This window comes from Rhodococcus sp. UNC363MFTsu5.1, from assembly GCF_000686785.1.
GTDB classification, from domain to species: Bacteria; Actinomycetota; Actinomycetes; order Mycobacteriales; family Mycobacteriaceae; genus Rhodococcus_G; species Rhodococcus_G maanshanensis.
This window is the reverse complement of the sequence record NZ_JMLO01000001.1, coordinates 164,571-178,793: the sequence shown is the minus strand read 5'-3', so window position 1 is coordinate 178,793 and position 14,223 is coordinate 164,571. Positions and strand designations below refer to the sequence as shown.

The 14,223-nt window shown below is 70.1% G+C and carries 13 protein-coding genes; 3 read left to right on the top strand and 10 right to left on the bottom strand.

The window, feature by feature from the left end; translation table 11 throughout:
* The first annotated feature begins 3 nt into the window (after positions 1 to 3).
* The gene (locus tag BR31_RS0100870; protein ID WP_231496327.1) at positions 4 to 615 is read left to right on the top strand and encodes a TetR/AcrR family transcriptional regulator; all 612 of its coding nucleotides are present in this window, start codon (positions 4 to 6) and stop codon (positions 613 to 615) included.
* A 9-nt stretch (positions 616 to 624) separates the two neighbouring features.
* Here BR31_RS0100870 and ftsY read toward each other — a convergent pair whose 3' ends face one another.
* From ftsY to BR31_RS0100855, 3 genes are all read right to left on the bottom strand, one after another.
* Complete coding sequence (gene ftsY / locus BR31_RS0100865; protein ID WP_027499275.1) at positions 625 to 2,019, bottom strand: signal recognition particle-docking protein FtsY; 1,395 nt, start codon at positions 2,017 to 2,019, stop codon at positions 625 to 627.
* An 83-nt stretch (positions 2,020 to 2,102) separates the two neighbouring features.
* Positions 2,103 to 5,720 carry a chromosome segregation protein SMC gene (gene smc / locus BR31_RS0100860; RefSeq protein ID WP_027499274.1) on the bottom strand — a complete coding sequence of 1,206 codons (3,618 nt, stop codon included), beginning with the start codon at positions 5,718 to 5,720 and terminating at the stop codon, positions 2,103 to 2,105.
* A gap of 91 nt (positions 5,721 to 5,811) precedes the next feature.
* The gene (locus BR31_RS0100855; protein ID WP_027499273.1) at positions 5,812 to 6,588 is read right to left on the bottom strand and encodes a VOC family protein; all 777 of its coding nucleotides are present in this window, start codon (positions 6,586 to 6,588) and stop codon (positions 5,812 to 5,814) included.
* 78 nt (positions 6,589 to 6,666) lie between these two features.
* Here BR31_RS0100855 and BR31_RS0100850 point away from each other — a divergent pair, with 78 nt between their 5' ends.
* Positions 6,667 to 8,217: an APC family permease gene (locus tag BR31_RS0100850; RefSeq protein ID WP_027499272.1), complete on the top strand. Its 1,551-nt coding sequence runs from the start codon at positions 6,667 to 6,669 to the stop codon at positions 8,215 to 8,217.
* 97 nt (positions 8,218 to 8,314) lie between these two features.
* Here BR31_RS0100850 and BR31_RS0100845 read toward each other — a convergent pair whose 3' ends face one another.
* The 5 genes from BR31_RS0100845 to BR31_RS32075 form a co-directional block, all read right to left on the bottom strand.
* The gene (locus tag BR31_RS0100845) at positions 8,315 to 8,770 is read right to left on the bottom strand and encodes a DUF350 domain-containing protein (RefSeq protein ID WP_027499271.1); all 456 of its coding nucleotides are present in this window, start codon (positions 8,768 to 8,770) and stop codon (positions 8,315 to 8,317) included.
* A 40-nt stretch (positions 8,771 to 8,810) separates the two neighbouring features.
* The gene (locus tag BR31_RS0100840; RefSeq protein ID WP_027499270.1) at positions 8,811 to 9,977 is read right to left on the bottom strand and encodes a glutathionylspermidine synthase family protein; all 1,167 of its coding nucleotides are present in this window, start codon (positions 9,975 to 9,977) and stop codon (positions 8,811 to 8,813) included.
* A gap of 1 nt (position 9,978) precedes the next feature.
* Positions 9,979 to 10,491, bottom strand: a complete 513-nt coding sequence (locus tag BR31_RS0100835; protein ID WP_027499269.1) for a hypothetical protein — start codon at positions 10,489 to 10,491, stop codon at positions 9,979 to 9,981.
* 148 nt (positions 10,492 to 10,639) lie between these two features.
* Positions 10,640 to 10,924 carry an acylphosphatase gene (locus tag BR31_RS0100830; protein ID WP_027499268.1) on the bottom strand — a complete coding sequence of 95 codons (285 nt, stop codon included), beginning with the start codon at positions 10,922 to 10,924 and terminating at the stop codon, positions 10,640 to 10,642.
* A 15-nt stretch (positions 10,925 to 10,939) separates the two neighbouring features.
* Complete coding sequence (locus tag BR31_RS32075; RefSeq protein WP_231496325.1) at positions 10,940 to 11,749, bottom strand: SMP-30/gluconolactonase/LRE family protein; 810 nt, start codon at positions 11,747 to 11,749, stop codon at positions 10,940 to 10,942.
* A 49-nt stretch (positions 11,750 to 11,798) separates the two neighbouring features.
* Between BR31_RS32075 and BR31_RS32070 the strand changes: the two genes are divergently transcribed.
* Positions 11,799 to 12,086, top strand: coding sequence for a hypothetical protein (locus tag BR31_RS32070; protein WP_231496324.1), 288 nt, complete (start codon positions 11,799 to 11,801; stop codon positions 12,084 to 12,086).
* Between the two features lie 105 nt (positions 12,087 to 12,191).
* On the opposite strand, the gene BR31_RS0100815 is transcribed toward BR31_RS32070, so the two are convergent.
* Positions 12,192 to 12,638: an OsmC family protein gene (locus BR31_RS0100815; RefSeq protein ID WP_027499266.1), complete on the bottom strand. Its 447-nt coding sequence runs from the start codon at positions 12,636 to 12,638 to the stop codon at positions 12,192 to 12,194.
* Positions 12,639 to 12,689: 51 nt separating this feature from the next.
* Positions 12,690 to 14,156, bottom strand: coding sequence for an alanine/glycine:cation symporter family protein (locus tag BR31_RS27070; RefSeq protein ID WP_051636920.1), 1,467 nt, complete (start codon positions 14,154 to 14,156; stop codon positions 12,690 to 12,692).
* Positions 14,157 to 14,223 lie beyond the last annotated feature (67 nt).

The following is a 14,223-nucleotide window of genomic DNA, read 5'->3' as shown; positions in this document are numbered from 1 at the left end:
GATGTGAGCGAACACAGGGATCGACAGATCCAGCAGCCGGGCGCAGGAAGGCCCCGCGACCCCGAGGTCGACCGTTCGATCCTCGAGGCCACCCGCGAACTGTTGACGGAATCGGGCTACCAGAAGACCACCATCTCGGCGATCTCCCGGCGCGCGAGGGTCGGCACCGCCGCGATCTACCGGCGCTGGGCGACGAGGGAGTCGATCGTCGAGGACGCGATCTTCGGCATGCAGGACGTGGAGCTGCCCACCGCGACCGGCGACCTGCGCGCGGACCTGCTCGCGTGGACGCGGATGTTCCTCGACCGGATCGCGGAACCCGCGACCCGGTCGGCCATCCCCGGCCTGCTCTCGGCCTACCACCACCACGAAGGCGTCTACGAACGGCTGGTCGGCCGCTCGGAACTGCCCGCCAGGGAGGCGATGACCCGCCTGCTCGCCTCGGCCGCGCCGGAGCGCACGGCCGAGACCACGCAGGCCACCGCGAACGCGGTCTTCGACCTGCTGATGTCGGCCACGACCGTGCGCGGGCTCACGGTCGGGCTGATCGACGCGGAGTCGTTCTGCGCCCGGACCGCGGACGCGTTGACGGTGCTCGCCGAGTCCGGGGTCTGACCCCTCGGGTCAGCCCAGCAGCGCGTCCACAAAGGCGCCGGGCTCGAACGGCGCGAGGTCGTCCGCACCCTCGCCCAGCCCGACGAGCTTCACCGGAACGCCCAGCTCGTGCTGCACCTGGAAGACGATGCCGCCCTTCGCCGTGCCGTCGAGCTTGGTCAGCACCACGCCGGTGATGTCGACGACCTCGGCGAACACCCGGGCCTGGACCAGCCCGTTCTGACCGACGGTGGCGTCGAGCACCAGCAGCACCTCGTCGACGACGGCGCGCTTCTCCACCACCCGCTTGACCTTGCCCAGCTCGTCCATCAGCCCGGTCTTGGTGTGCAGGCGGCCCGCGGTGTCCACGATCACGACGTCGACCCCGGTCTCGATGCCCTTGGTCACCGAGTCGAAGGCGATCGCGGCGGGGTCACCGCCCTCGGGACCACGCACCACCTCGGCGCCCACCCGCTCGGCCCAGGTCTGCAGCTGGTCGGCTGCGGCCGCGCGGAAGGTGTCGGCGGCGCCCAGCAGCACCCGGCGACCGTCCGCGACGAGCACCCGCGCCAGTTTGCCGGTGCTGGTGGTCTTGCCGGTGCCGTTGACGCCGACGACCAGTAGCACCCCTGGCGTCGCATCGTGCGGCAGCGCCCTGATCGAGCGGTCGAACTCGGGATGGAGCGCGTCGATCAGCACCGCGCGCAGCAGGGCCCTCGCCTCCGCCTCGGTCTTGACCGTGCCCGCGGCCATCTCGGCCCGCAGCCTGGTCACGATCTGCTCGGTGGTGGCGCTGCCGAGGTCCGCGATCAGCAGCGTGTCCTCGATCTCCTCCCACGAGTCCTCGTCCAGGTCGCCGCCGCCGAGCAGACCCAGCAGGCTCTTGCCGACCGCGGACTGCGAGCGCGAGAGCCGGCCGCGCAGCCGGTCCAGCCGGCCCGCAGTCGGCGCGATCTCCTCCACCGGGGCTGGGGCGGCCACAGGTGCCTCCTCGGCGGGGGCAGGCTCTGCCGGAGCCGGAGCAGGCGCCTCCTCGACAGGGGCCGCCTCGACCGGAGCGCGCTCGGCGGGGGCTTCGGGGGCGGAAGCGGCCGCAGGCGCCTCCTCCACGGGAGCAGGCGGGGCGGGCGCGGGCTCGACCGGGGCGGGCGGCACCTCCGTCACCGGCTCCTCGACCGGCTCCGCCACCGGCGGAGTCGGCCGCGACACGGGCGGCGCGGTGGCCGTCGCGCCCTGGCTGAAGCTGAACCCGCTCTCGGGCTTGTACCCGCCCGAACGGTCCTTCGCTTCTCCGATCTGACCGGGTGCCTGCTCGGTGGGCTGCAGGCTGACCCGCCGCCTCCGGTACAGCGCCCAGCCCACGACGAGCGCGACGAGAAGGACGGCCACGACGGCCGCGATTGCGATCCAAGCTCCGGTAGTCACGCCCCCCATCCTTTCAGGCACCGATCCGGCGCAGGGAGGCGACGCGAGATCCCCCGGTCAGCGAGCGGTCGGGGACCCGCTCGTCACTCCGCAACCGGCTGGGGAACGGCCAGGTTCTGCCCTCGCAAGCGCTGCGAGATGACCTGCGTGATGCCGTCGCCGCGCATGCTGACGCCGTACAGCGCGTCGGCCACCTCCATGGTCGGCTTCTGGTGCGTGATGACGATCAGCTGCGACTTCTCGCGGAGCTGCTCGAACAGGCCGATCAGGCGCCGGAGGTTGGTGTCGTCGAGGGCGGCCTCCACCTCGTCCATCACATAGAACGGGGAGGGACGGGCACGGAAGATCGCCACCAGCATGGCCACCGCGGTCAGCGACTTCTCGCCACCGGAGAGCAGCGAGAGGCGCTTGACCTTCTTGCCCGGCGGACGCGCCTCCACCTCGATGCCGGTGGTGAGCATGTCGGACGGATCGGTCAGCACCAGCCTGCCCTCGCCGCCGGGGAACAGTTTCGCGAACACCCCGACGAACTCGCGCTCGACGTCCAGCCACGCATCGGTGAACACCTGCAGGATCCGGGCGTCGACGTCAGCGACCACCCCGAGCAGGTCCTTGCGCGCGGTCTTGACGTCCTCGAGCTGGGTGGCCAGGAAGTTGTAGCGCTCCTCGAGCGCCGCAAACTCCTCCAGCGCAAGGGGATTGACCTTGCCGAGGGTCGCGAGGTCCCGTTCGGCCCGTTTGGCCCGCCGTTCCTGGGTCTCCCGGTCGTACGGCATCGGTGCAGGCGCCACCACCTGTTCGCCCCGCTCGCGCGCCTGCTCGAACTCGGCCATCTCGAGGGCCGACGGAGGCAGCGGAACGTCGGGTCCGTACTCCGCGACGAGGTCGTCCAGGCCGATACCGTGCTGCTCCGAGATGGTCTCCTCGAGCTGCTCGATCCGCAGCGCGGCCTGCGCCCGTGCCACCTCGTCGCGGTGCACGGCGTCGGTCAGCGCGGTCAGCTGGCCGGTGTACTGCCGCACCCGCTCCTTGACCGTCTCCAGTTGCTGCGTGCGCTCGGTCCGCTGCCGGGTCAGCTCGTCGCGGTGCGCCACGGCGGCCGCGACCACCTCCTCCAGGTGAGCCGCCACCCGCTGGCCCGACTCGGCGACCGCGGCGGCGACGGCGGCCGCGTTCTGTCGCGCGGCCATGGCCCGCTCGGCGCGAGCCCTGGCCTCGCGCTCCACCTGGGCCGCGCGCCGAAGCGAATCCGCCTTGCCACGAACCGATTCCGCTCGTTCCTCGGCGGTCCGCAGGGTCAGGCGCGCTTCCATCTCCACGGACCGCACCTCGGCCAGCGCCGCGGCCGCGGCCTCCCGCTCGCCGCTGCTGGGATCCCCTGCCGCCGGATCGCTGTCCAGCGACTGCTCCTGCTGGGCCAGCGCGAGGCGCTCCTCCAGCTCCCGCAACGACGCGACCGCCTCCTCACGGCCCGCCTCCGCCGCGGCGCGCTGGCCCGCCAGCCGATCGGACTCGGCGTGCGCGGCGCGGGCCACCTGGCCGAGCCTGCCGAGCTGCTCGTAGATCGCCGAAAGGGCCGCGTCGGACTCGTTGAGCGCGGCAAGGGTCTGCTCCGCGGACTCGGCGCGGAGCTCGCGTTCAGTGGTGGCCCCCGACAGCGCGGCGGAGAGCTCGTCCGCGCGCCGCTCGGCGTCCGCGAGGCCGGCCGTGGAGGCGTCGATGGCCGACTGCACCTCGAGGGTGGAGGGCCGCCGGTCGGAGCCACCGGTCATCCAGCCGGACCCGAGCAGGTCGCCGTCCCTGGTGACCGCGCGCAGGCCGGGCCGTCCTGCGATGAGGTCCGCGGCCTCCTCGAGCGTGTCCACCACGGCCACCTCGCCGAGCAGCGCGCCCAGCGCCCCGCGCAGGTTGTCGGGATGTTCGACCAGGTCGAGGGCGCGCTGCGCGGATCCGGGCAGCGCGGCGTCGTCACGCGGCGCCGCCGGGGCGCCATCCCCGACCACCAGTGCGGCCCTGCCGCCGTCGGCCTCCTTGAGCGCGGCGACGGCCGATCGCGCCGCCGCCACCGTCTGTGCCGCGATGGCGTCGGCGGCGGGCCCGAGCGCGGCGGCGATCGCGACCTCGTAGCCGTGCCGGATGCGCAACATCCCGGCGAGCGGGCCGATCAATCCCTCCCCGGAGCGATGTTCGATCAGCCAGGCGGCGCCGTCCTTCTGCTGCAGTCCGATCGAGAGCGCCTCGATCCTGGCCCGCAGCGACGCGACCTCCTGGCCGGCGGCGCGCTCGGCGTCCTGCAGTTCGGTGACCCGGGCGGTGGCCGCCTCGAGCGCGGCGACGGCGCGTTCGTTCTGGGTGTCGAGCCCGAGTTCGCCCTCGTCGAGATCACCGATCTGCGCCTGCACGCCTTCGAATTCCGCCTGCGCGGCATCGCCGCGGGCGCGCGCATCCTCGATGGCCAGCGTCAGCCGTGCCATCTCGGCGTCGACGGAGTCCGCCCGGGTGCGGAGGGTGTCCACCTGGCCGGAGAGCCGGGCCAGGCCCTCACGACGGTCGGCGATGGCCCTGACCGCGGCCATGTGCGCCCGCTCGGCAGCGGCGGAGGCCTCCTCGTACTCGGTCAGCGTGTCCTTCGCGGCATCGAGGGTGGCCCTGGCCATCTCGACCGCGGCCACCAGCTCCGCCTCCTCCGCCGCGACGCGTTCGGCCTGCGCCTCGAGCTGGTCGGGGTCCTGCCCGCGACTCGAGGTGGGCGCGCTGTCGAGGTGGCGGGCACGTTCGCTGGCGATCCTGATCGTGGCGTTGACCCGCTCGGCCAGCGCGGAGAGCTGGAACCACGTCTGACCCGCGGCCTCCGCGCTCGGGGTCAGACGGGCCAACGCCTGTTCGTGAGCACCGAGCTCCGCGGACGCCGCCTCGAGCTCGGCCTGCACGTGCTCCTGCTGGGCTCGGGCCATCGCCTCGTCCTTGGACTGCGACGCCAGCTCGGCCCGCCGGGTGACCAGGTCGTCGGCCACCAACCGCAGCCGGGCGTCGCGCAGGTCGGCCTGCACGGTCTGCGCGCGGCGCGCGACCTCGGCCTGCCTGCTCAGCGGCTTGAGCTGACGACGCAGTTCGGTGGTGAGGTCGGTCAGCCGAGCGAGGTTGGCCTGCATGGCGTCCAGCTTGCGGACGGCCTTTTCCTTGCGCTTGCGGTGCTTGAGGACGCCCGCGGCCTCCTCGATGAACGCGCGGCGGTCCTCCGGACGGGACTCCAGGATGGCGGCCAGGCGGCCCTGACCCACGATGACGTGCATCTCCCGGCCGATGCCGGAGTCGCTGAGCAGCTCCTGGACGTCCATCAACCGGCACGAGCTGCCGTTGATCTCGTACTCGCCCGCGCCGTCGCGGAACATCCTCCTGGTGATCGAGACCTCGGAGTACTCGATCGGCAGCGCGCCGTCGGAGTTGTCGATGGTGAGCGTCACCTCGGCGCGGCCGAGCGGGGGCCTTCCGGAGGTGCCCGCGAAGATGACGTCTTCCATCTTGCCGCCGCGCAGGGCCTTCGCGCCCTGCTCGCCCATCACCCAGGTGAGGGCGTCGAGGATGTTCGACTTGCCGGACCCGTTCGGTCCCACCACGCAGGTGATGCCCGGTTCGAACCGCAGAGTCGTGGCGGACGCGAAGGATTTGAAGCCCTTCAGCGTCAGACTCTTGAGATGCATGGCGAATGACGTTACTGCACCGCACCGACCGAATCGGCCATTGAACGCCGCGCCGGGGCGAACACCAGACCTCCGCCCCGACGCCCTCGAGTTACCCCCGGGCGCCGGGAACCGGGGAGCCCACCGTGAACTTCGCGCCGAACGGGTCGGTGACCTCCGCCGTCCGCCCGTACGGCATGTCCGTCGGGTCGTCCGCGGTGCCCCCGGCTGCTCGGGCGGCGGCGACGGCCACGTTCGCATCGTCCACCTGGAACAGCGTGCCCCAGGCCGATGCGGGCGCGGCCGGGTCACCCACGATGCCGCCGATCTCGTGTCCGTCCGGTCGGCGTAGAAATGTGAAGTCCATGCCGGGCAGGTCGTCGTTCCCGTCCAGCGTGAAGTCGAACACCGCGGCATAGAAGTCGCGGGCCGGGCCGGGTCTCGGCGTCACCAGGTCGTTGCGCAGCAGCGTGTTCGGCTCGTTCACCAACTCGCAGCCGACGTGCGCCTGCCCCTGCCACAGCCCGAATTGTCCACCCGAGGGATCGCGCATGATCGCCATCCGGCCCTGCCCCATCACGTCCATCGGTTCGACCAGCACGGCACCGCCCGCGTCCCTGGATCGAGCGACCGTTTCGTCGACGTCGTCGGTTGCCAGGTAGACGTTCCACCAGAAATCCGTCGCGTTCTCGTCGGGGTTCGGCATCAGCGCGGCGACCTTCTTGCCCCGCAACAGACACATCGTGTACCGCCCGGATTCTTCGGGGCCGATGTCGAATTCCCAGCCGAAGACCTGCCCGTAGAACGACATCGCCCGATCCAGGTCGGGGATGCCCAGGTCGATCCAGGTGGGGGTGCCAAGCGGTTGGTTCGTCGTGACGGCGCTCATCGCTACTCCTCAACTGTCGGGTACGCCGTCGACGGTAGCCTTCGGCGCCGACACGGACCCTGCACTACTCTCCCCCGAGTGATCGATGACGTGACCAGTTCCAAGGGGCTCAGGGCGGGGGCCCTCAGCCTGACTTCCAGCGTGGTGATCGGGGTGGCCTCGGCCGGCCCCGCCTACAGCATCGCCGCCACCCTCGGCCTCGTCGTCGCGGCGGTCGGGCTGCAGGCCCCTGTGGTCGCGTTGCTCGCGTTCGTCCCGATCCTGTTCGCCGCGTTCGGCTACAAGGAGCTCAACCGCGCCGACCCGGACTGCGGCACCACCTTCGTCTGGGCCACGCGTGCGTTCGGCCCGTCCTGGGGCTGGATGGCCGGCTGGGCCATCGTGGTCGCGGACGTCCTGGTGATGGCGAGCATGGCCCAGGTAGCGGGCCAGTACACCTTCCTGCTGTTCGGCGCGGACGGGATCGGCCACGACGCGACCAGCGTCTGGGTGCTCCTGCTCGGCGTCGCGTTCATGCTCGCCATGACCTACCTGTGCTTCCGCGGCATCGACATCTCGGCTCGCTTCCAGTCGGTGCTGCTGACGATCGAGTTCGTCGCGCTTGTGGTGTTCGCGGTGGTCGCCCTCGTCCGGGTGTGGTTGGGCAACGCGGGCGCGGCGGCCCTGACCCCGCAGTGGAGCTGGTTCAACCCGTTCGAGATCGGTTCGTTCTCCACGTTCGTCAACGCGATCCTGCTGATGGTGTTCATCTACTGGGGCTGGGACTCGGTGGTGTCCGTCAACGAGGAGACCGTCGACAAGCGGAGTACTCCTGGCCGCTCCGCGGTCATCTCGACCGTCGTGCTCGTCTCGTTGTACGTGCTGGTGACGGTCGCCGCGCAGTCCTTCGCCGGTGTCGGCACCGAGGGCACGGGGTTGGCCAATCCCGAGCATTTCGACGACTTCTTCGCCGCGATCGGGACCGCGGTGTTCGGCGAGGGCCTGCTTGGGCAGCTGCTCGTGCACGTCCTGCTGCTGATGATCCTGACCTCGGCGATCGCGTCGACGCAGACCACCATCCTGCCGACCGCACGCACCACCCTGTCGATGGGTGTGTTCAAGGCGCTGCCGGACAGCTTCGCGAAGGTGCATCCCCGCTTCCTGACGCCGACGGTGTCCACCCTGGCGATGGGCGGGGTGTCCGCAGGGCTCTACATCGCGTTCAACTTCGTCTCCGCAGGCAACCTGATCTTCGATTCGGTCTCCGCGATCGGGATCGCCGTCGGCTTCTACTACGGCATCACCGGCGTGTCCTGCGCCTGGCTGTACCGCGACACGCTGCGCGACGGCCGACGCGAACTGTGGATGCGGGGCATCCTCCCCCTTCTCGGCGGCGCGATGCTGCTGTTCTCCGCAGGCTGGACGGCGGTCACCTCGTTCGCCTCGGACTACGGCGAGACCAGCTGGACGATGCCCTTCGCCCCGCACTGGCAGGTCGGTGGCGTGTTCATCCTCGGGGTCGGGTCGATGCTGTTGGGCCTGCAGCTGATGTGGTGGTGGCGCAGCCGCAACCGCGTGTTCTTCGACGGCGAGATCATCGAGCGCCGACTGCCCGGATCCGAGGCCCGCGACCGCGAGCCGGTCGCCTGAGGTCGCCCCGCTCCCGCTACGGCGGGTCAGGGGCGCTTGGCAGATGGCATGACCCGCTTGAGCACCTCGAGCATGGAGCCTGGGATGCGGGGCGCCCCTACAGGATTGCGACCGCCACGATCAGACCGAGCGCGACGTGAGCGGCCGCCACCACGAGCACCTCGGGGGTGAAGCGCTCCTCGGCGAGCACCTCGCCGATGTCGATGCCGGTCACGAGCTCGATGAACCGCACCGAGAACACCTGCGCGACGATCCCCAACAGGCCGAATACGAGCGTGTAGATCAGGCCCTCGACCAGCCGGCCGGAGGAGGCGTAGATCGCCAGCACGATGATCAGCGCCATGCTCACCATGCCCGCGGACGTCACGATCGCGGCGTTGGGCCTGCCCTCGCGCACCAGCGTCCGCAGATGACCTGGCGTGGTCCAGTCGATGGCGTAGAAGCCGAGGACCATCAGCACCAGACCGACGATCGCGTACAGCGCGATCGCGGAGACGCCCCTGCCCAGATCGGACCAGTAGTCGCTGCCGAGGGCCAGCACCTCAGTCGTCATCAATCGCTCCGTTCGGTATGCGTCGGGTTCCAGAGTGCGGTCACGGCTGCGGGATCCGGTGCGGCACGAAGGCGGCGCCGTCATCGGTGATCAGCCCGGAGGTTTCCCTGATGCCGAGGCCTGCGGCGGTGTCGCCGACGATCCAGGCTCCGAGTGCAGGGCGCATGCCGTCGAATTCCGGTAGCGGGTCGAGCAATTGGTAGACGAAGCCCTCGTCGCCGTAGATGCCGCCGGTGGTCGTCTCCATGCCTGCGCCGACCACCGAGATGTTCGCGCCCTCGCGGCCGAGCCTGGGCTTGCGCACGTACTCGGTGAGCTCGTGCGGGTCATCGAGATAGGCGGGCAACAGGTTCGGGTGCCCGGGGTACATGCCCCACAGCACCGCCAGGATCGCCTTGTTGCTCAGCAGCGTCTTCCAGAGCGGTTCGACCCACATCGTCTCCGGGAGCAGCTCGAGGGCCTTCTTCCCGAAGTCGTCGTCGAGCACCCACTCCCACGGGTAGAGCTTGAACAGGGTCGAGATCGGCGCCTCTTCGAGATCGACGAACCGGTGCAGGTCCTCGTCGTAGCCGATCTCCTCGATCGCCAGCGCCACGGTGTTCAGTCCCGCCTCCGCCGCGGTCTCCTGGAGGTAGGCGACGGTGATGTTGTCCTCGCCGCTGGCATCCGCGGACGACCACGAGAAATGCGCCTCGTCGCCGGGCAGCCGGTCGCGGATCTCTCCCCAGCGCTCGACCAGCGACTCGTGCAGTGAGTTCCACTGGTCGTCGTCGGGATGGGTGTCCTTGAGCCAATGCCATTGCAGGATGGACGCTTCGAGCAGGGTGGTCGGTGTGTCCGCGTTGTACTCGAGCAGCTTCGCGGGACGCCGACCGTCGTAGCGGAGGTCGAAGCGACCGTAGACGTGCGGGTCGCCGCGACGCCAGGACTCGGCGATCGGACCCCAGGTCCATTCCGGCAGGCCGAAGTCCGCGAACCGCTCGGTGAGGATCACCTGCTCGACCGCGTTGAGACACATCGAGTGCAGCAGTTCGACATCGGCCTCGATCGCCAGGATCTCGTCCATGTCGAACTCGTAGTGCACCGACTCGTCCCAGTAGGGCCGTGCGGTGCCGTCCCCGAGCCGGGCAGGGGTGCCGTAGACCAGCCCCTGGGACTCGACGATCTTCTGCCACCCCTGACGCGGGGTGGAACGAACTCTGCGCACGTCAGCTCCCGCCGCTGCCGGTCGACTTGCTGCCGAACCCGCCTCGTTGAACCGTCGTACCGGACTTGGTCACGACGGTGGTTGACCCCTTGGGCGTGACGACCGTGCCGCCGGTCACCTTGGTGCCAACGCCGCCTGCGCTCCCGCCGTAGTAGTAGCGGTACGGCGAGCCCGCGTAGATGAACATGCCCGCCATGGCGCCCGAACCGGGAGACCCCGTCGTGCAGTACGACTCGTCGACCTCGACCTCGGTGTTCGGGTCGATGCAGGTGGCCTGGACCTCGTCCGAGGACAGCGCGGTGTATCCGAGCGCGACCAGCCCGACCACGCCGACCACCGCGGCGCCGCCGATCAGGCCCTTGCGCCGCTTACGACGGCGTTCCTCGGCCTTCGCCTCGGCCTCGGCCGCCAGCCGCTCCTGCTCGGCGCGTTCCTTGCGGGCCTTGTCCCTGGCTCGCGCCTCGCCGACGGTCGGCGGACGGGGCACGGTGGTGCCGGGTTCCTGACGCCGTATCCGGCCGCCGCTCGGGGCCTGCGCGGCCTCGTCGCCGGCACCGGCCCCGTCCGCGCCGCCGGCCTCGCCTGCGCCGCTGCGGTCGTCCGGCTCGCCCTGATCCGGTCCCACTCGTCCCTCCCCATCCTGTGACGTCATCGCACCGACGTCAGCGTTCGTCGAAACCGGTGAGATTTCCTGTTGCCCCCGACCAGCTCTCTACCACCAGATCGACCTGCCCCGGTGTCGAACCGGACCGGAGCAGCTCCAGCAGCAGCTCGCACTGCGGCCGGGGCCCCTCGGCGATCACCAGCACGCGGCCATCCGGGCGATTGGTGGCATGCCCCACGAGGCCGAGTTCGAGTGCCCTCGACCGCGTCCACCACCGAAAACCCACGCCCTGAACGAACCCGTGCACCCAGGCGGTCAGGCGCACCTGCTCCGGTGGGCGCATCGGGGGCTCGCTCAGCTACTTCTTCGGCGGCGTGAGCTTGTGCACGCTGCCGTCAAAGCTGGTGGTGTACAACGCCGCCGGATCCCAGCCGGGGCCGGATCCGAACCGGACGGAGCTCGTCAGCGGCAGACCGGAGCCGATCTCGCAGGTGGATCCGGTGGCGGGGTCGACCCGAACGACCTTGCCCGCGCCGTTGAGCGCCATGTAGACGTTGCCGTCGGCTCCCACGGTGAGGTCGTCGCCCGCGTTGGTCGCACCGGATCCCGCGACCTTCACAGTGCGGACCGAGCCCTTGAGATCGGTCGCGTTCAGCTCCCGGATCTCGGTGTTCGAGTCAAAGGTGTTGCCGACGTACACGGTTGCGCCGTCCGCTGACACGGCGAGGCCGTTGGCGGAGCCCAGGTCGGTGCGCACCGACGCCGGGGTGCGCGGCTGCGCGGCCGGAATGCGGGTCAGACCCTGATCGGACCCGAGGTTCCTGGTGACCAGCAGGTCACCGTTCGCCAGCCGGGCAAGGCCGTTCGGCATGGTCAGCCCCTTGGCCACCGTGGTCTTCTCGCCGGTGTCCAGATTGACGGACTCGACGGTGCCGTTCTTGCTGTTCGACAGGCCGGCCATCGCGGTGTTCCCGGTGGTGAACAGGATGTTGTCACCGCTGAGGACGATGCCGCCCGGACCGGTGAAGTCCGAGACCAGCGTGCCGGTCTTGCCCGCGGGGGTCAACGTGCGGATGGCTCCGTCGCCGAACAGGGTGCCCTCGGACAGCAGCATCTTTCCGCGGCCGTCGAACGCCAGGTTCTCCAGCATCCCGAAACCATCGGCCACCTCGCTCGCCGTCCACGGCGTACACGACTGCGCGACAGCGGTGGTCGTGGTGGCGGTCGGCGTCGTGGTCGCGGCGGCAGGCGCGGGCGCCGAGCTCGCGGGCGTCGACGTCGCGGGCGCCACGGTCGACGGCGCGGTGGTCGCAGGGGTCGACACGGCGGCCGTCGTCGTCGGCGCGGCGGCCGTGGTGGTCGGCGCGGCGGCCGTGGTGGTCGGCGCTGCGGACGACGGCGCGGCCTGTTCCGGCAACGGCGAGGTCAGGCCGGGCAGCGAGAAGGGCGGCGCGACAGCGGTCGTCGTCGTGGCCGCCGGCTCCGTCGGGGTGGGAGCTGGCTGAGTGGGAGCGGGCTGGGCGACGGCGATCGGGGCACCCACGATCGCGCCGGTGGCCACCAGGGCACCGACCATCGCAACACGAGAGAGCAACATGGCGCCTATTTGATCACGAATCAGTTTCAACCGTCAGGTTCACCACGGTGCCATTTTTCAGGGTACGTCCGACGGTGCACACCTTGTCCACGGATTTGAGCACAACGGTGAGCAGACGCTCCTGCGCCTCGGCGTCGAGTTCGCTGAGATCGACCTGGAGGACCTCGTCCAGCCGGGGGTACACCTCGTTCTCACGGTCCGCCGCGCCCGACACCCGGATGGTCGCGTCGTAGTTGTCCCCGAGCCTGCGCGAGAGCGGCAGGTCCGAGCTCATGCCGCTGCACGCGGCCAGCGCGATCTTGAGCAGCTCACCGGGGGTGAACACGCCCTCGACGCTCTCCGAACCGATCAGCACCTCGGCGCCGCGGGAGCTGCGGCCCGTGTAACGGCGCGTGCCGGTGCGCTCGACCCACAGCTCGGTGGACGCGGCGGGGACGGGAGCGGAACTCTGATCAGCCATACCCCGAATCCTGCCACTCGCCACCGACGGTCCCGCAGCCGACGTGCGACCTCAGCCCTCCCTCGCCGGGGTCGGACTGTGATCGGCGGTCGCCCGTTCCGCCCACGAGGGCGTGTCGTCCCAGGCCTGGATGCCCCTGATGTCCGGCATGTCCGACCGGTTGAAGACCGGGTCCATGCCCCTCCTGCGCTGATCGGTGTAGTGCCGCATGAGCCGGAAGGCCAGCACCGACAGCGGCGCGATCGCGACCAGGTTGATCGTCGCCATCACCCCCATCGACAGGTCCGCCAGGCTCCAGATCAGCGGGAGCGAGCCGACCGCGCCACCGAAGGCGCACAGCACCACGAGCGCGCGGAAGCCCTGCAGCGCGCCCTTCGACGGCGTCAGGAACCCGATGTTGGACTCGCCGTAGTAGTAGTTGCCGATCACCGAGGTGAAGGCGAGGAAGAAGAGCGCAACGGTCAGGAAGTGGATCGTCCACTCCCCCAGATGCTCCGCCAAAGCGACCTGGGTGAGCGAGGCGCCGGACTCGGTGCCGTAATCGGGGTTGGCCAGCAGGATGATGAACGCGGTCGTGGTGCACACGAGCAAGGTGTCGAAGTACACGCCGAGGCTCTGCACCAGGCCCTGCTTGGCCGGATGGGAGATCGACGCCGTTGCCCCGGCGTTCGGCGCCGAGCCCATTCCCGCCTCGTTGGAGAACAGTCCCCGCCGGACACCCTGCATGATGGCCGCGCCGACGCCGCCGCCGACGACCTCCTCGATCCCGAACGCGTTCTCCACGATCAGCGTCAACATCTCGGGCACCCGACCGATGTTCATTAGCACCACGATGAGACCGAGCAGCAGGTAGATGCCCGCCACGACGGGCACCACGACCTGCGAGACGGACGAGATCCGTCGCACGCCACCGAAGATCACGGCGGCGGTCAGCGCCGCGACCACGACGCCGACGATCACGTTCACGGTGTCCGAAGACCCGCCAACCGAGGTGTCGACGGCATCCGCGATCGAATTGGACTGCACGGCAACGAACACGAACCCGTAGGTGACGGTGATGACCACCGCGAAGACGGCGCCCATCCACCGTCTGCCGAGTCCGTACTGCATGTAGTACGCCGGTCCGCCGCGGAAGCTGTCCCGGTCGCGGACCTTGTAGAGCTGCCCGAGGGTGGACTCGACGAAGGCGGTCGCGCCGCCGACGATCGCCATCGCCCACATCCAGAAGACCGCACCGGGCCCGCCGACACTGATCGCGATCGCGACGCCCGCGATGTTGCCGGTACCGACCCGCGACGCCGCCGAGATCGCGAACGCCCGGAACGAGGAGATGCCAGGGCGGCCGTCCGCGAGGTCGGCAGGCTTGTCGGTGATGACCCGGAACATCTCCCGCAGCAGGCGAACCTGGACGAACCTGGACCGGATCGAGAAGTACAGGCCGAGACCGACCAACAGCACGATGATCAGGTACCAGAACTTGTCGTTGACTGCGTTGACGAGATCGATCGCGGTGTCCATGGTGGATCCTCTGCCGTCGGAGTCGATCGTGACAGCGACGATCATCTCCCGTGCACGGCCCGGATGA